This is a genomic window from Roseateles sp. FW301-B2, from assembly GCF_058788955.1.
Window position 1 is genome coordinate 39,301 of the sequence record NZ_JBYTBE010000010.1, and the last position, 21,110, is coordinate 60,410.

At 69.8% G+C, this 21,110-nt stretch carries 16 protein-coding genes; 12 read left to right on the forward strand and 4 right to left on the reverse strand.

Translation table 11 applies throughout. The features are described 5' to 3' along the window. The 6 genes from AC3WQY_RS09065 to AC3WQY_RS09090 are packed head-to-tail and all read left to right on the forward strand — an operon-like array spanning position 1 to position 5,536. Positions 1-876 carry a carbohydrate ABC transporter permease gene (locus tag AC3WQY_RS09065; protein WP_492707612.1) on the forward strand — a complete coding sequence of 292 codons (876 nt, stop codon included), beginning with the start codon at positions 1-3 and terminating at the stop codon, positions 874-876. Continuing rightward, complete coding sequence (locus tag AC3WQY_RS09070; protein WP_492707616.1) at positions 873-1,736, forward strand: carbohydrate ABC transporter permease; 864 nt, start codon at positions 873-875, stop codon at positions 1,734-1,736. Before AC3WQY_RS09065 ends, AC3WQY_RS09070 begins: the two co-directional genes overlap by 4 nt. Positions 1,737-1,742: 6 nt before the next feature. Next, a complete protein-coding gene (locus tag AC3WQY_RS09075; RefSeq protein WP_285232325.1) occupies positions 1,743-2,822 on the forward strand; it encodes an ABC transporter ATP-binding protein in 1,080 nt (359 codons plus the stop codon). A 16-nt stretch (positions 2,823-2,838) separates the two neighbouring features. Beyond that, positions 2,839-3,552 carry a response regulator gene (locus AC3WQY_RS09080; protein WP_285232326.1) on the forward strand — a complete coding sequence of 238 codons (714 nt, stop codon included), beginning with the start codon at positions 2,839-2,841 and terminating at the stop codon, positions 3,550-3,552. Beyond that, the gene (locus tag AC3WQY_RS09085; protein ID WP_492707620.1) at positions 3,545-4,657 is read left to right on the forward strand and encodes an acyltransferase family protein; all 1,113 of its coding nucleotides are present in this window, start codon (positions 3,545-3,547) and stop codon (positions 4,655-4,657) included. Before AC3WQY_RS09080 ends, AC3WQY_RS09085 begins: the two co-directional genes overlap by 8 nt. Before the next feature lie 18 nt (positions 4,658-4,675). Then, positions 4,676-5,536 carry an endonuclease/exonuclease/phosphatase family protein gene (locus AC3WQY_RS09090; protein ID WP_492707623.1) on the forward strand — a complete coding sequence of 287 codons (861 nt, stop codon included), beginning with the start codon at positions 4,676-4,678 and terminating at the stop codon, positions 5,534-5,536. Here AC3WQY_RS09090 and AC3WQY_RS09095 read toward each other — a convergent pair. Genes AC3WQY_RS09095 through ptsP form a run of 4 tightly spaced genes read right to left on the reverse strand, consistent with a single transcriptional unit; the run spans position 5,533 to position 13,011 of the window. After that, positions 5,533-6,240, reverse strand: coding sequence for an SGNH/GDSL hydrolase family protein (locus tag AC3WQY_RS09095; protein ID WP_492707626.1), 708 nt, complete (start codon positions 6,238-6,240; stop codon positions 5,533-5,535). The two genes, AC3WQY_RS09090 and AC3WQY_RS09095, sit on opposite strands and share 4 nt — an antisense overlap. A gap of 15 nt (positions 6,241-6,255) precedes the next feature. Next, positions 6,256-8,748 (reverse strand): family 20 glycosylhydrolase, encoded by a 2,493-nt coding sequence (locus AC3WQY_RS09100; protein WP_492707629.1) that lies wholly within the window; start codon positions 8,746-8,748, stop codon positions 6,256-6,258. Further along, positions 8,745-10,451, reverse strand: a complete 1,707-nt coding sequence (nagE, locus tag AC3WQY_RS09105) for an N-acetylglucosamine-specific PTS transporter subunit IIBC (RefSeq protein WP_492707631.1) — start codon at positions 10,449-10,451, stop codon at positions 8,745-8,747. Before nagE ends, AC3WQY_RS09100 begins: the two co-directional genes overlap by 4 nt. Before the next feature lie 25 nt (positions 10,452-10,476). Then, positions 10,477-13,011, reverse strand: a complete 2,535-nt coding sequence (gene ptsP, locus AC3WQY_RS09110; protein WP_492707633.1) for a phosphoenolpyruvate--protein phosphotransferase — start codon at positions 13,009-13,011, stop codon at positions 10,477-10,479. 473 nt (positions 13,012-13,484) lie between these two features. Between ptsP and mutS the strand changes: the two genes are divergently transcribed. The 6 genes from mutS (at position 13,485) to eno (ending at position 21,086) form a co-directional block, all read left to right on the forward strand. Then, positions 13,485-16,034, forward strand: a complete 2,550-nt coding sequence (gene mutS, locus AC3WQY_RS09115) for a DNA mismatch repair protein MutS (protein WP_492707635.1) — start codon at positions 13,485-13,487, stop codon at positions 16,032-16,034. Beyond that, complete coding sequence (locus AC3WQY_RS09120) at positions 16,031-16,879, forward strand: alpha/beta hydrolase (RefSeq protein WP_492707637.1); 849 nt, start codon at positions 16,031-16,033, stop codon at positions 16,877-16,879. The genes mutS and AC3WQY_RS09120 overlap by 4 nt, the downstream gene beginning before the upstream one ends. A gap of 45 nt (positions 16,880-16,924) precedes the next feature. Then, the gene (gene pyrG, locus AC3WQY_RS09125) at positions 16,925-18,568 is read left to right on the forward strand and encodes a CTP synthase (RefSeq protein WP_492707640.1); all 1,644 of its coding nucleotides are present in this window, start codon (positions 16,925-16,927) and stop codon (positions 18,566-18,568) included. Between the two features lie 8 nt (positions 18,569-18,576). Next, positions 18,577-19,434, forward strand: coding sequence for a 3-deoxy-8-phosphooctulonate synthase (kdsA, locus tag AC3WQY_RS09130; RefSeq protein ID WP_285235659.1), 858 nt, complete (start codon positions 18,577-18,579; stop codon positions 19,432-19,434). A gap of 4 nt (positions 19,435-19,438) precedes the next feature. Next, positions 19,439-19,729: a DUF1330 domain-containing protein gene (locus AC3WQY_RS09135; RefSeq protein ID WP_492707642.1), complete on the forward strand. Its 291-nt coding sequence runs from the start codon at positions 19,439-19,441 to the stop codon at positions 19,727-19,729. Positions 19,730-19,802: 73 nt separating this feature from the next. After that, positions 19,803-21,086, forward strand: a complete 1,284-nt coding sequence (gene eno, locus AC3WQY_RS09140) for a phosphopyruvate hydratase (protein ID WP_285232351.1) — start codon at positions 19,803-19,805, stop codon at positions 21,084-21,086. Positions 21,087-21,110: the final 24 nt, after the last annotated feature.

Consider the following 21,110-nt stretch of genomic DNA (forward strand, 5'->3'; position numbering starts at 1 on the left):
ATGCCAAGCCGCGCTCGCACCCTGTGGTTGCCCAAGCTGGTGATTGCGCCCTCCTTCGTGCTCTCGCTGCTGTTCATCTATGGCCTGATGGCCTGGAACGGGGTGCTCTCGCTGTCGGCCTCGCGCATGCTGCCCAACTACGAGTTCGCCGGGCTGGCGCAGTACGAGGCGCTGTTCGAGTCGGAGCGCTGGTGGGTGGCGCTGCGCAATCTGGGCATCTTCGGCGGCCTGTTCGTGGGCGGCGGCATGGCGCTGGGCCTGCTGCTGGCGATCCTGCTGGACCAGAAGATCCGCCTGGAGGGCCTGCTGCGCACCATCTACCTCTACCCGATGGCGCTCAGCTTCATCGTCACCGGCACGGCCTGGAAATGGATACTCAATCCGGGCCTGGGCCTGGAGCATCTGGTGCAGGAATGGGGCTTCGCCGACTTCAGCTTCGGCTGGCTGGTGGACCCCGACATGGCGATCTACTGCGTCGTCATCGCCGGCATCTGGCAGAGCGCGGGCTTCGTGATGGCGCTGTTCCTGGCCGGCCTGCGCGGCATCGACGACAGCATCATCAAGGCCGCCCAGGTGGACGGCGCCAGCCTGCCGCGCATCTACTGGCGCATCATCATCCCCAGCCTGCGGCCGGTGTTCTTCTCCACCCTGATGGTGGTGAGCCATCTGGCGATCAAGAGCTTCGACCTGGTGATGGCGCTCACCGCCGGCGGCCCCGGCTATGCCACCGACCTGCCCGCCACCTTCATGTACACGATGGCCTTCTCGCGCGGCCAGATCGGCCTGGGCGCGGCCAGCGCCACCATCATGCTGGCCACCGTGGCGGCCATCGTCGTGCCCTACCTCTACTCCGAGTTGCGCGGGGCGCGTCGATGATGGCCCGGCCGCGCCTTTCGCCCGCCCGCCTGCTGCTGCTGGGCGCTTTGCTGTTGTTCGCGCTGTTCTTCCTGGCGCCGCTCTATGTGATGCTGAGCGCCTCGCTGAAGAGCATGGACGAGATCCGCAACAGCAGCCTGCTGGCCCTGCCCGCCAGCCCCAGCCTGCAGGCCTGGGCCACCGCCTGGTCGGCGGCCTGCACCGGCACCGACTGCGGCGGGCTCAAGCCCTTCTTCCTCAACTCGCTGCTGATGGTGCTGCCCGCCGTCGGCATCTCCACCGCACTGGGCGCGCTGAACGGCTATGTGCTGAGCAAATGGCGCTTCCGCGGCAGCGAGCTGCTGTTCGCGCTGATGCTGTTTGGCGTCTTCATGCCCATGCAGGTGGTGTTGCTGCCGATGAGCCAGGTGCTGGGCTGGCTGGGCCTGGCCAGCTCGGTATGGGGGCTGATCCTGGTGCATGTGCTGGCCGGCATCCCCTCCACCACGCTGTTCTTCCGCAACTACTACGCCGGCCTGCCCGACGAGCTGATCAAGGCCGCCACCCTGGACGGGGCCTCGTTCTGGCAGATCTTCCGCCGCATCGTGCTGCCGCTCTCCGCGCCCATCCTGGTGGTGACGCTGATCTGGCAGTTCACCAATATCTGGAACGACTTCCTCTACGGCGTGGTGTTCTCGGGTGCCGACAGCAAGCCCATCACCGTGGGGCTCAACAACCTGGCCAACACCTCGAGTTCGGTGAAGGAATACAACGTCGACATGGCCGCCGCCATGATCGCCGGCCTGCCCACCCTGCTCGTCTACGCGCTGGCCGGCAAGTATTTTGTGCGCGGGCTCACCGCCGGCGCCGTGAAGGGATAGGCAGCAATGGGTGCACTGAGCATCAGGCAGGTCCGCAAGACCTATGGCAGCAACGAGATCCTCAAGGGCATCGACATCGAGATCGAGCCCGGCGAATTCCTCATCCTGGTGGGGCCCTCGGGCTGCGGCAAGAGCACCCTGCTGAACATGATCGCCGGCCTGGAGCAGCCCAGCAGCGGCAGCATCCATATCGGCGCGCGCGAGGTCACCCACGCGCCCAGCCGCGAGCGCGACATCGCCATGGTGTTCCAGAGCTATGCGCTCTACCCGAACATGAACGTGGCGCAGAACATCGCCTTCGGCCTGGAGATGCGCAAGGTGCCCAAGGCCGAGCGCGCGGCCGCGGTGGCGCGCGTCAGCGCCATGCTGCAGATCGAGCACCTGCTGGACCGCAAACCCGGCCAGCTCTCGGGCGGCCAGCGCCAGCGCGTCGCGATGGGCCGTGCGCTGGCGCGCCAGCCGGCGCTGTTCCTGTTCGACGAGCCGCTCTCCAACCTCGACGCCAAGCTGCGCGTGGAGATGCGCGCCGAGATCAAGCTGCTGCACCAGCGCACCCGCACCACCACCGTCTATGTCACGCACGACCAGGTCGAGGCCATGACCCTGGGCGACCGCATCGCGGTGATGCGGGACGGGCTGGTGCAGCAATTCGGCACGCCCGACGAGATCTACGGCCGGCCGGCGAACCGCTTCGTGGCCGAATTCGTCGGCTCGCCGGCGATGAACTTCATCGATGCCCAGGCCAGCGCCGCCGGCCTGAGCGCCCAGGGCGTGGCCCTGCCGCTGAGCGCCGCGCAGGCCCAGGCGCTGCGCGACAGCCCGCACCGGGCGCTCAGCTACGGCCTGCGCCCCGAGGACCTGGCGATCGCGCCGGACGCCACCGAAGATGGCGGCCTGCCCGGCACGCTGCGCATGCTGGAGCCCACCGGCCCCGAGACCTACGCCATGGTCGACACCGCGATCGGCTGCCTGACCGCCAGAGTGCCCGGCCGCCTGAGCCAGCGCATCGGCGACCCCCTGCGCCTGCAGTGGCAGGCCGGTGCCTCGCATCTGTTCGACCGCGGCACCGGTCAGCGGCTGGCCTGAGGCAGCGAGGCTCCCGATGGCACGCAAGATCCTGATCGTCGACGCCGATCTCCGCACCCGGCTGCTGCTGAAGGCCTATCTGGAGAAGAACCACTACGAGGTGGTGGCGGCGCCGGATGGTGCCGGTTTTCTGGCCGAGTACCAGCGCCATGCCGAGGAGCTCTCGATGGCCATCATGGACGTGATGCTGCCCGACACCGATGGCTTCGCGCTGTGCCGCATGGTGCGCGCGCGCTCCGACCTGCCCATCATCATGCTGACCGCCAGCGCCGACGAGACCGACCGCGTGGTCGGCCTGGAGCTGGGTGCCGACGACTACATCGCCAAGCCCTACAGCCCACGCGAGCTGCTGGCCCGCATCAAGGCGATCCTGCGCCGTTGCGGCCAGGAGCTGCGCGCGGCGGCGCGCTACCGCCGCTTCGATGCCTTCACCCTCGACCTGCTGGAGCGCCGCGTGACCGATCGCCAGGGCACGGAGGTGGCGCTGACCGGGCTGGACTTCCAGCTGCTGAAATGCTTTGTCGAGCATCCCGGCGAGATCCTCGACCGCAATGTGCTGGCCGAATACACGCGCGGCCGCGACATCGGCCCGCTGGACCGCTCGCTGGACGTGCAGATCAGCCGCCTGCGCCTGCGCCTGCAGGACGATGGCAAGCAGCCGCACCTGATCAAGACGGTGCGCGGCGCCGGCTATGTGTTCTCGGCCGACGTCGTGGCCTCGCATGGCTGAGGCGCAGCGCGCGCGTGCGCTCGACGTGCTGCGCGGCGCCACGATGGCGCTGATGATCGTCGTCAATATGTCGATCAGCGAGGCGCTCTCCTACGGCCCGCTGCTGCATGCGCCCTGGCATGGCCTGACCCTCACCGACGTGGTGTTCCCGACCTTTCTGTTCGTGGTCGGTGCCGCGCTCAGCTTCACCCTGCCGCGCTACGAGCGCCTGGGCGAGGCGGCGCTGCTGGTGAAGCTGTGCAGGCGCAGCGCGCTGATCTTTTTGTGCGGCTATCTGCTCTCCTGGTTCCCCTTCGTGCGCGTCGGCCCCGATGGCGGGCTCGCCCTGCTGCCGCTCGCCGGCACGCGCATCCTCGGCGTGCTGCAGCGCATCGCCCTGGCCTATGCCATCGCCGCATTGCTGCTGCACTACGGCCGTGCGCGCGCCGCGCTTATCTACAGCGGCGCTGCGCTGCTGCTGTGCTGGTGGGTGTTGGCGCAATGGGGCGATCTGAGCCTGGCCGGCAATGCCGCGCGCAAGCTGGACCTGTGGCTGCTGGGCGAGGCCCACCTCTACCGGGGCGAGGGCCTGGCCTTCGACCCCGAGGGCCTGCTGGGCACCCTGCCCGCGGTGGTGCATGTGCTGGCCGGCCATGCCGCGGCGGGCTTGGTGCGGCGCTGCGGCCCCGGCTACGAGAGCATCGCCAAGCTGCTGATGGCGGGCCTGCTGGCGATCGCGCTGGCGCTGGCCTGGCATGGCGTGCTGCCCATCAACAAAAAACTCTGGACCGGCTCCTATGTGCTGTGCACCGTGGGCATCGACCTGTGCCTGCTAGGCCTGCTGGTGTGGGCCGTCGACCTGCGCGGCTGGCGCCGCGGCTGCGCCTTCTTCGAGGTGTTCGGCCGGAACACGCTCTTCATCTACCTGCTGGCCGAGGTGGCGATGAGTCTGCTGTGGCTGCTGCCGCTGCAGGGCCGCCCGCTGTTCGAGCAGCTCTATGCGCACGGCTTCCAGTCCTGGGCGGGCGACAAGCCCGGCTCGCTGCTGTTCGCGCTCTGCTTCATGCTGGCCTGCTGGGCCGTCGCGGCCGGGATGGACCGGCGGCAGCTCTACATCAAGCTCTAAACCGACGAGACAGCCACCATGCGATTGCTGCCCATCCTCGCCCTGCTCACGGCCATGCTCACGGCCATGTTCATACCCCTGCCCGCCTGGGCCGGGCCGCCGCTCAATGTGGCCAGCTACAACCTGCGCCTCAACACCCCCGACGACGGCCCCAATGTCTGGGCCCAGCGCGTCGAGGCGGTGAAGGCGCTGATCCGTTACCACGAGTTCGATCTGTTCGGCACCCAGGAGGGCCAGCCCGAGCAGATCCGCGACCTGGAAGCGCTGAGCGAGTTCGAGCATGTGGGCGTGGGCCGCGACGATGGCCGGGACGCCGGCGAGCATTCCAGCATCTTCTACCGGCGCGCGCGCTTCCAGCGCCTTGCGCATGGCGACTTCTGGCTCAGCGAGACCCCCGACCGCCCCTCCAAGGGCTGGGATGCGCGCTGCTGCAACCGCCTCGCCAGCTGGGTGCGGCTGCAGGAGCGCCACGGCGGGCAGCGCCTGCTGGTGGTATCGGTGCACTTCGACCACGAGGGTCCGATCGCGCGCCGCGAATCCGCCCTGCTGCTGCTGCGCTGGCTGGCCGAGCAGCGGCGTCAGCACCCCGGCGACCATGTGATCGCGCTGGGCGACTTCAACTCGACGCCGGACACGGTGCAGATCCAGGCCATGCGCGGCCAGCTGCGCGATGCGCGCCTGGTCTCGCTGACGCCGCCCTATGGCCCGCCGGCCAGCTTCAACGATTTCAAGTTCGGCAGCGCGCCGGAGCTGCTGATCGACTACATCTTCCTCAGCCCGCGCATCCGCGTGCTCAAGTACGCGGTGCTGACCGACTCCAACGGCCAGCGCTACCCCTCCGACCATTTCCCGGTGCTCGCGCGCCTGCAGATCGACTAGGGCTTCAGCGCCGCCTCGATCTCGCGCTCCAGCAGCGGCGCCATGACGCGGTAGCCGGCGGCATTGGGGTGCACGCCGTCCTCGGAGTACTTGAGCGGCAGGCCGCCCTGTTCATCCGCCAGGGCGGCGTGGTAATCGACCCAGCGGTGGCCGCCCTCGCGCGCCAGTTCGCGCAGGCGCTGGTTCAGCGCGACGATGGTGGCCGCCGGATGGACGGCCGGGTTCCAGTAGTAGGCCGCCGCGGGCAGCACCGCGCACAGCACCACGCGGATGCCATGGGCCCGCGCCAGCTGCGTCATCGAGCGCACATGGCCGGCGATCATCTCGACCGAGCTGGGCCCGCTGTTGCCGGCGATGTCGTTGGTGCCGGCCAGTATCACCACCGCGGCCGGCTGCAGCTCGATCACGTCCTGCCGGAAGCGCAGCAGCATCTGCGGCGTGGTCTGGGCGCTGATGCCCCGGTTCACATAGGGCTTGCCGGGGAAGGCCTGGGCCAGCGCCGGGCTCCAGAACTCGGTGATCGAGTCGCCCATGAAGACCACGCGGCGCTCGCCGCTGGCGGGCGCCGGCAGGCTCGCATTGGCGGCGCGGTAGCGCCCATGGCCGGCCCAGTCGCCCGCGGCGGGCTGGGCCGACGCCAGTGCCCCGCCTCCCAGCAGAAGATGGGCGGCGAGAAGCTTGAGGCCGAGTCGGCGTGCGTGCATGAGAGTGATCCTTGCTCAGGGGTTGTCGATCCATGAAGGCCGGCCGGCGCGGCCGTTGCGGTCGAAGGCGGCCACGGCGATGCGCCCGCGCGCCGTGATCGGCCCCTGCACCAGCGGGCTGTCGGCGCGCGGCGGGCTGCCGTCGCTGGTGTAGCGCAGCGTCATGCCGGGCAGCTGGGCGCGCGCCAGCACGCGATCGCCCTGCCTCAGCAGGCCGGGCGGCGCGATGCGGTAATGCAGCGCCGGCCACTCGGCATCCAGGCGCGGCAGCAGCTGGCTGCCCAGCTGCTGCATGAACTGGGCGCGCGCCCGCGCCTGGGCGGCCGGGTCGGGCAGGCGCTCCCAGCCGGGCTCGGCGGCCCAGGCGCGCTCGGCCAGGCCCAGCAGGCGTGGCATCAGCATCTGGGCCAGGCGCTCGGGGCCGCGCACGGTCTCGGAGAACAGCGTGGCCTCCAGCCCGATGAGGTGGCGGCGGCCTTCGGCACTCAGGCCCTGGCGGCCCGGCATGCGCGTGGGCATGAAGTCGAACACCTGGTCGAGGTCCAGAAAGGCCGCCCAGTCGTGGCCGGGCTCGGCCGGGTCCTTCTGATGCGCCATATCGAAGTAGAGCCGCGTCGCCGGCGCCAGCACGGTGGCATAGCCCGCATTGGCGAGGCGGTAGGCGAGGTCCGCGTTGGCGCCGGTGTTGTTCCAGACATGCAGGCGGATGTCGCGCCGCAGGAAATGCGCGTTCGGCGCCAGCCCGGGCTCACCGGCCAGCACGGCCTTGCGTGCGCCGAGCTCCTCCCAGCCCGCCGCCGCGATGCCCTGGCGCCGCAGCAGGGCCTGCACGCGATCGAAGAAGTGATCCCAGAGCGCCTCGGTATCGCTGGCCCCCAGCTGCTTGAGCAGGGCCTGACAGGCGGGCGATTGTTCCCAGGCGCCGGCCGGCAGTTCGTCGCCGCCCACATGCAGGCGCCGCAGCGGCATGCCGGCCTCGGCGTGCATGGCCTTGAGCGCGCCCACCACCTGCTCGACAAAGGCATAGGTGGAGGGCAGCGCCGGGTTCATCACATGGTCGGTGTACAGCTGGGCCGAGCGATACACCGAGCGGTCGCCCGGCTCGCTCAGGAGGAACTCGTCCGCGCCGGCGGCACCGCTGCGCAAGCGGCGTTGCCAGCGACTTTCCATCGCCTTCACCGCGGCGCGCGCATGCGCCGGCATGTCGATCTCGGGGATCACCTCGATCTGCAGCGCCGCCGCATGGCGCAGGATCTCCAGATAGTCGGCGCGGCTGTAATGGCCGCTGCCATAGGGGTCGGCCAGATCCGGCCCGGAGCCATAGGCGGGCGGCAGATGCGCGAGCGGGTCGGCCTGCTGGCCGCGGCGCCCACCCACCTCGGTGAGCTCGGGCAGGCCGGGGATCTCGAGCCGCCAGCCCTCGTCGTCGCTGAGGTGCAGGTGCAGGGTGTTGAGCTTGTAGCGCGCCATCAGGTCCAGGGTCGACAGCAGCGTGGCCTTGCTCTGGAAATTGCGCGCCACATCCAGCATCAGGCCGCGGTAGGCATAGCGAGGCGCATCGACGATGTGCAGCGCCGGCAGCTCCACGCCCTGCCGCGCCAGCACCGCCGTGGGCAGCGGCAGCAGCATGCGCAGGCTCTGCAGCCCGCGCGCCAACCCGGCCGGGCTGGCCGCCCGGAGGCGCACGCCCTGGCGCGCGCCGATGCTCAGCGCATAGGCCTCGGGCGAGCGCTGGCCGGCCACCGGCCCCAGGCTCAGTTGCACCGCGGGCTGGCCGCGCCCCACCTGGCCGCCCGGGAACAGCGGGCGCAGCCAGGCCTGCAGTTGCTCGGCCTGCGCCGCCAGCGCGGGCGCGGCGCGTACCTCGGGCAAGCCGTCCCAGTGCAGGGTGCCGGCCAGCCGGCGGTATTGCAGCGGCGTCGGGAACAGCGGCGGCAGCTCGGCCGGCATAGCGGCCTGGGCATAGCGCTGGTAGAGCGATTGCGGCGTCGCCAGCGGCAGCGCAGCGCCGGGCGGCAGCTCGGTCTGCTCGGGGCGGCTGGGCGGCAGCAACTGGTAGTCGCGGATCGCCAGGCCGCGCCCGGGCGCCTCGTCCAGCACCAGATAGGGCGCTTGCGGTGCCTTGTCCGGCATCAGCACCAGCTCCGGATGGAGCAGCACGATGCGCAGGGTCTGGCCGCTGTCCAGCGGCTGGAAACCCGCTGCGGGGCGCAGGCGGAACAGCGTGGCGACGACGCGCTCCAGCAAGACCTGACCCTCCAATACCGGGCCCAGCTCGACGCCGGCCATGGCGCTGAAATAGATGGACCAGCCCTGCGCCGGCAGGGGCCGGCGGTCCAGATTGGTGAGTGTGAACAGCGCGCGCGAGCGACCTTCGGGATGCTCGGGCGAGAACTGGCTGCGCTCCAGCTCCCAGCGCAGGCGCAGCGGCGCGCCATCGCCTGACGGCCCTGCACTCGCGCCCGAAAGCAGCAAGCCCAGCAGCAAGCTCGTCAGCAGCGCCCTCATGGCCCCGCCCTTTCGGCCAGCAGGGCCGCATGCGCGGCGGCGGCGTCGGCCAGCAGCACATGCACCAGCGCCGGCGAGAAGCTCTGCAGGCCCAGCGCGCCCAGGCCCAGCAGGGCCGCCTCGTCGACGCGCGCGGCATCGCCCAGCACCACGCGCAGCCGCGTGCCGGCCACCGCCTCGATGCGCTGCACATTGGCCTCGCCGCCCAGCGCCAGCAGCCAGGCCTTGCGGTCCAGGCGCAGCTCGGTTGGCGGCACTGGCGGCGCTGGCGGCGGCGGCATGGCGGCGGCGGGGGGCTGCGGCGCCTGGCCCTGCAGCGCGCGCAGCTCGTCGGCCACCTGGTCGGCCTCGGGGCCCAGCACCACCTGCACGCTGCCGGGCGCCGGCATGATGACGCCGCGGGCGCCGAGGGCGCGCAGCGCGGCCGCGTCGATGGCGCCGTTGTCGGCCACCTGCAGGCGCAGGCGCGTGGTGCAGGCGTCCACCGAGCGCAGATTGGCGGCCCCGCCCAGCGCCTCGAGCAGGCCCTGCGCACGCGCGCTGCCGCGGCCACTGGCGCTAACGGTGGGCGCCGGTGCCGCGCCGCCCTCCTCGCGCCCCATGGTCGGCAGCTTGAAGCGCCGGATGAAGAAGCTGAACAGCAGGTAGTAGACCAGGCCATAGGCCAAGCCCACCGGCAGCAGCAGCAGGCCGTTGTGGCCCTTGCCGAAGGACAGCAGGTAATCGAACAGCCCGGCCGAGAAGGTGAAGCCCAGGCGCACGTCGAGCGCGTGCATCAGCGCCATCGACAGCCCCGTCAGCAGGGCATGGATGGCATACAGCAGCGGCGCCAGGAACATGAAGGAGAACTCCACCGGCTCGGTCACGCCGGTGAGCATGGCGGTGAGGCCCATGGAGAGCAGCAGCCCGCCCACCGCGGCGCGGTTCTCGGGCCGCGCCGCGCGATAGATCGCCAGGCAGGCGGCGGGCAGGCCGAACATCATCACCGGGAAGAAGCCGGTCATGAAGCTGCCGGCCGTGGGGTCGCCGGCAAAGAAGCGATTCAGGTCGCCGGTGGCGATCTTGCCGGCCACCAGCGGGTCCGGGAAGCTGCCGAACACGAACCAGGTGAGCGAGTTGAGGATGTGGTGCAGGCCGGTGACGATCAGCAGCCGGTTCAACACGCCGTAGATGAACAGGCCCAGCCCGCCGGCGCCGATCAGCCAATGGCCCAGCGCGTCGATGCCCTGCTGCACCGGCGGCCACAGCAGGCTCAGCAGCACGCCGGCCAGCAGCATCGCAAAGCCGGTGGCGATGGGCACGAAACGCTTCCCACCGAAAAAGGCCAGGTAGGACGGCAGGGCGATGTCCTTGCAGCGGTTGTAGAGCAGGCCGGCCGAGAGCCCGGCGGTGATGCCGGCCAGCACGCCCATATTGATCTTGGCGTCGCTGGCCTTCAGCACCGCCGTGAGCACCAGGTAGCCGATCGCCCCCGCCAGCCCGGCCGTGCCGTTGTTCTCCCGCGCAAAGCCCACCGCCACGCCGATCGCGAAGATCAGCGCCAGGTTGGCGAAGATGGCGTCGCCCGCCTGCGCCATCACCGCGATGTCCAGCAGGTCGGGCTGGCCCAGGCGCAGCAGCAAGCCCGCCACCGGCAAGACCGCGATCGGCAGCATCAGGGCGCGCCCGAGCTGCTGGATGCCGGCAAATCTGCTTGGTTTCATGCTGAAGTTCCTCGGGCTTGCTTGATCATTGGGCCTCCATGGGCCAGCGCGCGCGCGCCGTGGCGCGCACCGCCTCGGCGGACTCCAGGCGCAGCAGCGCCTGCACATCGGCCCGGCACTGCACGCGCGAGAGCGTGCGCAGCCTGGCCTTCACGCCCGGCACCAGCGGCGGGCTGACGGAGAGCTCGCTCACCCCCAGGCCCAGCAGCAGCGGCACCGCCTCCAGGTCGGAGGCCATGCCACCGCACAGGCCCACCCATTTGCCATGCTGGGCGGCCCCCTCCACCGTCATCGCGATGAGGCGCAGCAGGGCCGGGTGCATGGGGTCCAGGCGCGCCGCCAGGCCGGCATGGCAGCGGTCCATCGCCAACGTGTACTGGCTCAGGTCGTTGGTGCCAATGGAGAAGAAGTCGACATGACGCGCCAGCTGGTCGGCCAGCAGCGCGGCCGAGGGCACCTCGATCATCACGCCCAGCTGCGGCCGCTCGGCCAGCCCCATCTCCTCGGCCAGGGCCTCGATGCGTTCGCGCACCCGCAGCACCTCGCCCACCTCGGCCACCATCGGGATCAGGATGCGCAGGCTGGCGAGCGGGCGCACCGCCAGCAGGCCGCGCAACTGCGCGTCCAGCAGCTCGGGCTGGGCCAGGCCGGAGCGGATGCCGCGCAGGCCCAGCGCCGGGTTGTCCTCGCTGGGCAGGCTCAGATAGGGCAGCGACTTGTCGCCGCCCACGTCCATGGTGCGGATGATGGCGGGCCGGCCCTGCAGCGCATCGATGACCGCCTGGTAGGCACTCGCCTGTTCGGCGGAGTCGGGCATCTCGTTGCGGTCGATGAAGAGGAATTCGGTGCGCAGCAGCCCCACCCCGTCGGCGCCGCAGCGCAGCGCCTCGCGGGCATCGGCTTCGTTGGCGATATTGGCGGCCACCTCGATGTGCTGGCCGTCCAGGGTCTGCGCGGGCCGGTCGGCGCTGCGCAGCATCTCGGCGCGCTGGGCGGCCTGCGCGGCCAGCTGCGCCTGCGCGGCACTCAGCTGCGCGGCGCTCGGCTCGGCGCAGAGCCGGCCGCGGTCGGCGTCGAGCAGCACCTGCTGGCCGTTGCGCAGCCCCAGCAGGGCCGGCCCCATCGCCACCAGGGCCGGTATGCCCATGGCGCGCGCCAGGATCGCCACATGGCTGGTGGCGCCGCCATGCACGGTGGCCAGCCCGGCCAGCTGGGCGCGCGGCAGGCCGGTCAGATCGGAGGGGGCAAGATCGTCCGCCACCAGGATCGAGGCCGGGCCCAGGCTGGGCTGGCCCGCGGCCCGGTGGCCCAGCGCCGCCAGCAGGCGCCGCTCCAGATCCTGCAGATCGTTGACGCGCTCGGCCAGCAGGGCATTGCCCAGCCCGCCCAGCAGCTCGCATTGCGCGCCGATGGCCTGGCGGAAGGCATGGCCGGCGCTGTCGCCCCGCAGCACCGCCTGCTCGGTGGCGGCGATCAGCTCGGGATCGTCGGCGAGGGCCAGATGGGCGCCGTAGATGTCGCGCTCCTCGTTGGCCTGGCGCTCGGCGGCGTTCGCCATCGCCGCGCCAATCTCCTCGCGCGTCTGCTTGAGCGCGCTGGCCAGGCGGGCAAACTCGGTCTCCAGCCCCAGCCCCTGCTGTGGCACCTCGGCCACCTGCCTATCCAGCCGCAACACCTGGCCCAGGGCCAGGCCGGGCGCGGCGCAGATGCCGCGCAGGCGCTGGCCGCCATCGCCGTCGCCATCATCAGGCGCTGCGGGTGCCGGCTGCGAGGCCGGCGGCGCGCTCACCGGTGCCGCGCCGCTGCAGCTTTGCAGCGCCTGCACCACCGCCTGCAGCGCGGCCTCGGCATCCGCGCCGCGGGCGCAGACCAGCACCTCGTCCAGCTCGCCCACCGCCAGGCCCATCAGCGCCGTCATGCTGCGGGCATTGGCGGCGCGCCCGCGGAACTCCAGCTGCACCTCGGCGGCGAAGGCGCGCGCGGCCGCCTGCACCAGGGCCGACGGCCGGGCATGCAGGCCGTTGCGGTGCAGCACCTGGGCACGGGCGCGCAGCGCGGCCGCGGCCGGGCTAACCACGCCGGCCGCACTGGCCGTCGGCCGGGCCGGCGCCAGTTGCAGGAACTGATCCCGCCCGGCCTTGAGCCTGCCGCTGGCGCGGCCGGCAATCTCGAAGCCGCCGCCGGTGAGCACCAGCATGGTCTGCAGCGAGGGCGCGCGCCGCGCCACCCAGTCCAGATCCACCACGATCAGCGGCTGGCCGCGGCGCACCGCGTCGCCCTGGCGCACCAGGGCATTGAAGCCCTGGCCCTGGAGTTGCACGGTGTCGATGCCGATGTGCAGCAGCAGCTCGGCGCCATTGGGCGCCGTCAGCGTGAGCGCATGGGCGCTGCGTGCCAGGTGGCTGAGCACGCCGTCGCAAGGCGCCAGCAGCGTGGCCGAGAGCGGCTCGATCGCCAGGCCGTCCCCCAGCACCAGGCCGGCGAACACCGGATCGGCCACCGTCTGCAGAGGCATGGCGATGCCGTCGAACGGGGCCAGCAAGGACAGGGCCTCGCTCATGGCAGCCGCCGCCGCGCCGGCGGGGGCATGGGACGGCCTTGCTGGCCCAGATTCATAGGGGTCTCGCTCGCGTTGCAGGGGGATGGATCGGTCTGCAAACGATGCTAGCAGCGGGCCTTTGTGACAGCGCCGGCGCGACGGCGCGGCCGCGGCCCGGCGCCAGGGGCTGACGCTTACAAAACATTACCGAAGCCGCGCGCCGGCCTGGGCAGCGCCTCGGTGGGCGCGGTGGGCCGGCGCTTACCGGGCCACAGACTGGCTTACCGTAAATAACCAAAAAGCCGCCGCGCCTGTTGCGCGCCCGCCGCGACGGCCGCGCCGCAGCCAACAAGTAAGATGCGCCGCTGCCCGCGGCAAGGGCCCGCCCGCCCGGGCGCCGACATCACCTGTACGAATCGATACCCATGGGTCACCCAGACAACGCCCCGGCCACGGCACGGGCTCAGCCCGCTGACTATTCAGCCCATACGCCGATGATGCAGCAGTACCTGCGCATCAAGGCCGAATTCCCCGAGACCCTGGTGTTCTACCGCATGGGCGACTTCTACGAAGTCTTCTTCGACGATGCGCGCAAGGCCAATGCCCTGCTGGACATCACCCTCACGGTGCGCGGCCAGAGCGCCGGCCAGCCGGTGGTGATGGCCGGCGTGCCGGTGCATTCGCTGGAGTCCTACCTCGCCAAGCTGATCAAGCTGGGCGAGGCGGTGGCGATTGCCGAGCAGGTGGGCGATGTAGCCACGGCCAAGGGGCCGGTGGAGCGCAAGGTGGTGCGGGTGGTGACGCCCGGCACCGTCACCGACACCGAGCTGCTGGCCGACAAGCAGGACTCCATCCTGCTGGCGGTGGCGACGCAGGGTAAAAAACTGGGCCTGGCCTGGCTCTCGCTCACCCAGGGCCAGCTGGGCCTGGCCGAATGCAGCGAGCGCGAGCTGCCCTCCTGGCTGGCGCGCCTCGCGCCGGCCGAGGTGCTGGTGGACCGCGAGCGTCAGCCCGCCGGCGTGCTGGCCGCCCGTCTGCCCATCACCAATCGCCCCAGCTGGCAGTTCGACAGCGCGCTGGGCGCGCGCAAGCTCTGCGAGCAGCTAGGCGTGGCCAGCCTGGCAGGCTTCAATGCCCAGGAGTTCACGGCCGGTCATGCCGCCGCCGCCGCGCTGCTGAGCTATGCCGAGCACACCCAGGGCCGGGCGCTGGCGCATGTGAAGAGCCTGCAGGTGCAGCGCAGCAGCGAGCTGATGGACCTGCCACCGGCCACCCAGCGCAATCTGGAGCTGACCCTCACGCTGCGCGGCGAGACCACGCCCACCCTGCTCTCGGTGCTGGATACCTGCCGCTCCGGCATGGGCAGCCGTGCGCTGCGCCACTGGCTGCTGCACCCCAGGCGCGAGCGTGGCGAGGCGCTGGCGCGCCATGGCGCGATCGCGGCGCTGCTGCAGGGCGGCTTCGAGGGTCTGCGCGATGCCCTGCGCGGCGTCTCCGACGTGGAGCGCATTGCCGCCCGCATCGCGCTGCGCCAGGTACGCCCGCGCGAGCTCACCGGCCTGCGCGCCACCTTGCAGCTGCTGCCCCAGCTGCAGGGCACCGTGCCCGCCGGCAGCGCGCTGCTGGACGAACTGGCCGGCGGCCTGCTGGCCTCGCCGCATATTGAGGAGCTGCTGCGCCGCGCGATCGCCGATGAACCGGCGGTGCTGCTGCGCGACGGCGGCGTGATCGCCCCCGGCTTCGACGCCGAGCTCGACGAGCTGCGCGCGATCCAGCAGAACTGCGACAGCTTCCTGCTGGACCTGGAAACGCGCGAACGCGCCCGCACCGGCATCGCCAATCTGCGCGTGCAGTACAACAAGGTGCATGGCTTCTACATCGAGGTCACGCAGGGCCAGGTGGACAAGGTGCCGCTGGACTACCAGCGCCGCCAGACGCTCAAGAACGCCGAGCGTTACATCACGCCCGAGCTGAAGGCCTTCGAGGACAAGGCGCTCTCGGCCCAGGAGCGCGCGCTGGCACGCGAGAAGCTGCTCTTCGAAGTGGTGCTTGACAACTTGATCGAGGAGCTCGCCGCGCTGACCCAGCTGGGCCGTGCGCTGGCCAGCCTCGACGCGCTGGCGGCGCTGGCCGAGCGCGCTGCCACGCTGCGCTGGTGCAGGCCCGAGTTCGTGGGCCAGCCCTGCATCGAGATCGCGGGCGGCCGCCACCCGGTGGTGGAGATGCGCTTGCGCGAAACCGGCGCCGGCGAGTTCATGGCAAATGACTGCCGGCTCGACGCGCGCACCCGCATGCAGGTCATCACCGGCCCCAATATGGGCGGCAAGAGCACCTTCATGCGCCAGGTTGCGCTGATCTGCCTGCTCGCCGCCATCGGTTCCTATGTGCCGGCCGCGGCCTGCCGCCTGGGGCCCATGGACGCGATCCACACCCGCATCGGCGCGGCGGACGACCTGGCCAATGCGCAGTCGACCTTCATGCTGGAGATGACCGAGGCGGCCGCCATCCTGCACAGCGCCACCGACCAGAGCCTGGTGCTGATGGACGAGATCGGCCGCGGCACCTCCACCTTCGACGGTCTGGCCCTGGCCGGCGCGATCGCCAGCCATCTGCACGACAAGTGCCGCGCCTTCACGCTCTTCGCCACCCATTACTTCGAGCTCACCGAGTTCCCGGCCAAGCACCAACAGGCCCTGAACATGCATGTCTCGGCGGTGGAGAGCGGCGAGGACATCGTGTTCCTGCATGAGATCCAGCCCGGCCCGGCCAGCCGCAGCTATGGCGTGCAGGTGGCACGCCTGGCCGGCATGCCCGCAAGCCTGGTGCGCCAGGCGCGTGCCACGCTGGAAGCCCTGGAAGCCAAGGCCGGCGAGGGCGAGGCGCAGATCGATCTGTTCGCTGCGCCGCCCGAGCCTGCGCCCGGTGTCGCCGCCGCGACCAGCCCGGCGCTGGAAGCGCTGCAAGATCTGGATCCCGATGCCCTGAGCCCGCGCGAGGCGCTGGAAGCGCTCTACAAGCTCAAGGCCCTCAGCAAGCACGCATGAAGAAGCAAGCCCAAGGCACGATCGTCTTTTCCCACGCCAACGGATTTCCGGCCGGCTGCTACCGCGTGCTGTTCGAGATCTGGGAGCGTGCCGGCTGGCGCGTGGCCGCCCTGCCCCGCATCGGCCATGACCCCAGGTTTCCCGTCAGCAGCAACTGGCCGCATCTGCGCGACGAGCTGATCCACTTCATCGAGCACGAGGTGCGCCCCGCCGGCAAGGTGATGCTGGTGGGCCATTCGCTGGGCGGCATCCTGAGCCTGCTCACCGCCTGCCGCCGGCCCGATCTGGCGCAGGGCCTGATCCTGCTGGACTCGCCCATCGTGGCGGGCTGGCGCGCCCACAGCGTGCAGGTGGCCAAGGCGACAAGGCTGATGCAGCGCGTCTCGCCCGGCAAGGTCTCGCACCAGCGCCGCCATGAATGGCCCAGCCGCGCCGCGGTGCTGGCGCACTTTGCGTCCAAGCACAAGTTCGCGCGCTGGGACCCGCGCGTGCTGCAGGACTATGTGGCCTGCGGCTTCGATGAAGCGCCGGACGGCAAGACCGTGCTGGGCTTCCGGCGCGAGATCGAGACCCGCATCTACAACACCCTGCCGCATCACATCGAAGGGCTCATCAAGCGCCATGCGCCGCGCTGCCCGGTCGCCTTTGTGGCCGGCACGCAGTCGGAAGAGCTGCGCCAGGCCGGTGCCACGGCGTCCAAGGCGCTGGCCCATGGCAACTTCCACTGGCTGGAGGGCTCGCATCTCTATCCCTTCGAGCGCCCCGACGACACGGCGGCCCTGGTACTGCAATTGCTGGACAGCCTGCGCTCGCAGGCCCGGGTGGCTGGCGCGGCATCGCTATAATCGCGCTTTACCACCACAGCGTTCTTGCACGGGACGCTGCAAGACATGACCAAGTACGTCTTCGTCACAGGCGGTGTGGTGTCCTCACTCGGCAAGGGCATCGCATCGGCCTCTCTGGCTGCCATCCTCGAATCGCGCGGCCTCAAAGTCACCCTCATCAAGCTGGATCCCTACATCAACGTGGATCCGGGCACGATGTCTCCCTTCCAGCATGGCGAGGTCTTTGTCACCGATGACGGTGCCGAGACCGACCTGGACCTGGGTCACTACGAGCGCTTCATCACCACCCGCATGAAGCGCAGCAACAACTTCACCACCGGCCAGATCTACAAGTCGGTGCTGGAGAAGGAGCGCCGTGGCGATTACCTGGGCAAGACCGTGCAGGTGATTCCCCATGTCACCAACGAGATCCAGGATTTCATCCGCCGTGGTGCCGGTGCCGGCACGCCCGACGCGGTGGACGTGGCCATCGTCGAGATCGGTGGCACGGTGGGCGATATCGAATCGCTGCCCTTCCTGGAGGCGGTGCGCCAGATGAGCTTGCGCGCCGGCCCCACCAACACCGCCTTCGTGCACCTGACCTATGTGCCCTGGATCGCCGCCGCCGGCGAGCTGAAGACCAAGCCGACCCAGCACACGGTGCAGAAGCTGCGCGAGATCGGCATCCAGCCCGACGCCCTGCTGTGCCGCGCCGACCGCCGCATCCCGGACGACGAGCGCGAGAAGATCTCGCTCTTCACCAATGTGCCCGAGTACGGCGTGATCTCGATGTGGGACGTGAACACCATCTACAAGGTGCCGCGCGTGCTGCATGAGCAGGGCCTGGACCAGCTGATCTGCACCAAGCTGCAGCTCAACACCAAGAGCACCGACCTGAAGCGCTGGGACACCCTGGTGCACGAGGTCGAGAACCCCGCCAAGCATGTCACCATCGCGATGTGCGGCAAGTACACCGACCTGTCGGACTCGTACAAGTCGCTCAACGAGGCGCTGCGCCACGCCGGCATCCACAACCATGCGGGCGTAAAGATCGAATACGTGGACTCGGAGCTGCTGACGGCCGAGAACATCGATCAGCTGGCCCAGTACGACGCCATCCTGGTGCCCGGCGGCTTCGGCAAGCGCGGCGTGGAAGGCAAGATCCTGGCGGCGCAATATGCACGCGAGCACAAGCTGCCCTACCTGGGCATCTGCCTGGGCATGCAGGTCGCCACCATCGAATACGCGCGCCATATGGCCGGCCTCGCCGGCGCCAACTCCACCGAGTTCGAACCGACGACGCCGCACCCGGTGATCGCGCTGATCGACGAGTGGCAGGACGCCGACGGCAGCATCCAGAAGCGCGACGAGAAGAGCGATCTGGGCGGCACCATGCGCTTGGGCGCGCAGAGCTCGGACGTCAAGGCCGGCACGCTGGCGCATGACATCTATGGGCCCGTGGTGACCGAGCGCCACCGCCATCGCTACGAGGCCAACGAGCATTACCTCGACAAGCTGCAGGCCGCTGGCCTGGTGATCTCGGCCATCACGCAGCGCGAGAAGCTCACCGAGATGGTGGAGCTGCCGCGCGAGGTGCACCCCTGGTATGTGGGCGTGCAGTTCCACCCCGAGTTCAAGTCCACGCCCTGGGACGGCCACCCGCTGTTCATCGCCTTCATCAAGGCAGCGCTGGATCACAAGAAGGCGTAAGCATCATGATGAAGCTGTGCGGGTTTGACGTCGGAATCGACAAGCCTTTCTTCCTGATCGCCGGCACCTGCTCGATCGAGAGCCAGGAGCTCTCGATCGAGGTGGCCGGCCAACTCAAGGAAGCCTGTACGGCGCTTGGCATTCCGCTGATCTACAAGGGCTCCTTCGACAAGGCCAACCGCTCGTCGGGCAGCAGCAAGCGCGGCGTGGGGATGGATGCGGGCCTCAAGATCCTGGACGAGGTGCGCCGCCAGCTGCAGCTGCCCATCCTGACCGATGTGCATGACGAAGCCCAGGTGGCGCCGGTGGCCGCCGTGGTCGACGTGCTGCAGACCCCGGCCTTCCTGTGCCGCCAGACCGACTTCATCCGCGCGGTGGCCATGAGCGGCAAGCCGGTGAACATCAAGAAGGGGCAGTTCCTGGCGCCCTGGGACATGAAGAACGTCATCGACAAGGCCCGCGAGGCAGCACGCGAAGCGGGCCTGTCGGAGGACCGCTTCCTGGCCTGCGAACGCGGCGTGAGCTTCGGCTACAACAACCTCGTGGCCGACATGACCAGCCTGGCCGAGATGCGCAAGTCCGGCGCGCCCGTGGTGTTCGACGTGACGCACTCGGTGCAGAAGCCGGGCGGCCAGGGCACCACCAGCGGCGGTGCCCGCGAGATGGTGCCCGTGCTGGCCCGGGCGGGCGTCGGCGCGGGCGTGGCGGGCCTCTTCATGGAAACCCATCCGCGCCCGGCCGAAGCCTGGTCGGACGGACCCAACGCCGTGCCCCTGAACCGCATGCGGGCCCTGCTGGAGCAGCTGGTGGCGCTGGACCGCGTGGTCAAGAGCCAGCCGCTGCTCGAGAACGACTTCTTCTGCTGAACCCATGCCCTCCGCCTACATCCTCGCCAACGTCACCGTCACCAATCCCACGCAGTACGAGGAGTACCGCAGGTTCTCCAGCATCGCGATGCAGGCGCATGGCGCCGAGGTCTGCGTGCGCGGTGGCAAGGTCGAGGTGCTGGAGGGCGACTGGACGCCCGAGCGCGTGGTGCTCCTGAAGTTCCCGAGCCTGGAAGCCGCCAAGGCCTTCAACGACTCGCCGGAATATGGCCAGGCCCGCCAGGCGCGTGCCGGCGCGGCGGTGATGCGCATGGTGTTGATCGAAGGCGTCTGATCTTGTTCAGCGCTGGTAACGAAAACCCGGCACAGTCCCGCCTGAGAATTTTTGACCTTCTGGAGACTTTTGAATGAGTGCAATTGTTGACATCGTCGGCCGTGAGATCCTGGACAGCCGCGGCAACCCCACTGTCGAATGCGATGTGCTGCTGGAATCCGGCGTGATGGGCCGTGCGGCCGTGCCGAGCGGCGCGTCCACCGGTTCGCGCGAGGCCATCGAGCTGCGCGACGGCGACAAGGCCCGCTACCTGGGCAAGGGCGTGCTGAAGGCGGTCGAGCACATCAACACCGAGATCTCCGAGGCCGTGCTGGGCCTGGACGCCTCCGAGCAGGCCTTCCTGGACAAGACCCTGATCGACCTGGACGGCACCGAGAACAAGAGCCGCCTGGGCGCCAACGCGATGCTGGCGGTCTCGATGGCGGTGGCGCGTGCCGCAGCCGAGGAGTCGGGCCTGCCCCTGTACCGCTATTTCGGCGGCATGGGCGGCAACCAGCTGCCGGTGCCGATGATGAACGTCATCAACGGTGGCGCGCACGCCAACAACACGCTGGACCTGCAAGAGCTGATGATCATCCCGGTGGGCGCCCCGACCTTCCGCGAAGCCATCCGCTGGGGCGCCGAGGTGTTCCACGCGCTCAAGAAGATCCTGCACGACAAGGGCATCAGCACCGCGGTGGGCGACGAGGGCGGCTTTGCCCCCAGCGTCGAGAGCCATGAGGCCGCCATCCAGCTGATCCTGCAGGCGATCGACAAGGCCGGCTACACCGCCGGCGAGCAGATCGCCCTGGGCCTGGACTGCGCCGCCAGCGAGTTCTACAAGGACGGCAAGTATGTGCTGGAAGGTGAAGGCCTGAGCCTGACCGCCCAGGAATGGACCAGCATGCTGGCCACCTGGGTCGACAAGTACCCCATCATCTCGATCGAAGACGGCATGGCCGAGGGCGACTGGGACGGCTGGAAGCACATCACCGAGGTGCTGGGCCAGAAGGTGCAGCTGGTGGGCGACGACCTGTTCGTCACCAACACCAAGATCCTGAAGGAAGGCATCGACAAGGGCATCGCCAACTCGATCCTCATCAAGATCAACCAGATCGGCACGCTCACCGAGACCTTCGCCGCCATCGAGATGGCCAAGCGCGCCGGCTACACCGCCGTGATCTCGCACCGCTCGGGCGAAACCGAGGACTCGACCATTGCCGACATCGCCGTGGGCCTGAACGCCGGCCAGATCAAGACCGGCTCGCTGTCGCGCTCGGACCGCATGGCCAAGTACAACCAGCTGCTGCGCATCGAGGAAGACCTGGGCGACGTGGCGGTGTATCCCGGCCGCGCTGCTTTTTATAACCTGCGCTAAGTCCTGAGGCGCGGCTCCGAAGAG

Excerpts from the sequence above, each read along its gene's own strand:
- pyrG (WP_492707640.1), top strand. The coding sequence starts at position 16,925 with ATGACCAAGTACGTCTTCGTCACAGGCGGTGTGGTGTCCTCACTCGGC.
- eno (WP_285232351.1), top strand. The coding sequence starts at position 19,803 with ATGAGTGCAATTGTTGACATCGTCGGCCGTGAGATCCTGGACAGCCGC.
- AC3WQY_RS09075 (WP_285232325.1), top strand. The coding sequence starts at position 1,743 with ATGGGTGCACTGAGCATCAGGCAGGTCCGCAAGACCTATGGCAGCAAC.
- AC3WQY_RS09135 (WP_492707642.1), top strand. The coding sequence starts at position 19,439 with ATGCCCTCCGCCTACATCCTCGCCAACGTCACCGTCACCAATCCCACG.
- kdsA (WP_285235659.1), top strand. The coding sequence starts at position 18,577 with ATGAAGCTGTGCGGGTTTGACGTCGGAATCGACAAGCCTTTCTTCCTG.
- AC3WQY_RS09080 (WP_285232326.1), top strand. The coding sequence starts at position 2,839 with ATGGCACGCAAGATCCTGATCGTCGACGCCGATCTCCGCACCCGGCTG.
- AC3WQY_RS09090 (WP_492707623.1), top strand. The coding sequence starts at position 4,676 with ATGCGATTGCTGCCCATCCTCGCCCTGCTCACGGCCATGCTCACGGCC.
- AC3WQY_RS09070 (WP_492707616.1), top strand. The coding sequence starts at position 873 with ATGATGGCCCGGCCGCGCCTTTCGCCCGCCCGCCTGCTGCTGCTGGGC.
- AC3WQY_RS09100 (WP_492707629.1), bottom strand. The coding sequence starts at position 8,748 with ATGAGGGCGCTGCTGACGAGCTTGCTGCTGGGCTTGCTGCTTTCGGGC.
- AC3WQY_RS09065 (WP_492707612.1), top strand. The coding sequence starts at position 1 with ATGCCAAGCCGCGCTCGCACCCTGTGGTTGCCCAAGCTGGTGATTGCG.
- nagE (WP_492707631.1), bottom strand. The coding sequence starts at position 10,451 with ATGAAACCAAGCAGATTTGCCGGCATCCAGCAGCTCGGGCGCGCCCTG.
- AC3WQY_RS09095 (WP_492707626.1), bottom strand. The coding sequence starts at position 6,240 with ATGCACGCACGCCGACTCGGCCTCAAGCTTCTCGCCGCCCATCTTCTG.
- mutS (WP_492707635.1), top strand. The coding sequence starts at position 13,485 with ATGATGCAGCAGTACCTGCGCATCAAGGCCGAATTCCCCGAGACCCTG.
- AC3WQY_RS09120 (WP_492707637.1), top strand. The coding sequence starts at position 16,031 with ATGAAGAAGCAAGCCCAAGGCACGATCGTCTTTTCCCACGCCAACGGA.
- AC3WQY_RS09085 (WP_492707620.1), top strand. The coding sequence starts at position 3,545 with ATGGCTGAGGCGCAGCGCGCGCGTGCGCTCGACGTGCTGCGCGGCGCC.
- ptsP (WP_492707633.1), bottom strand. The coding sequence starts at position 13,011 with ATGAGCGAGGCCCTGTCCTTGCTGGCCCCGTTCGACGGCATCGCCATG.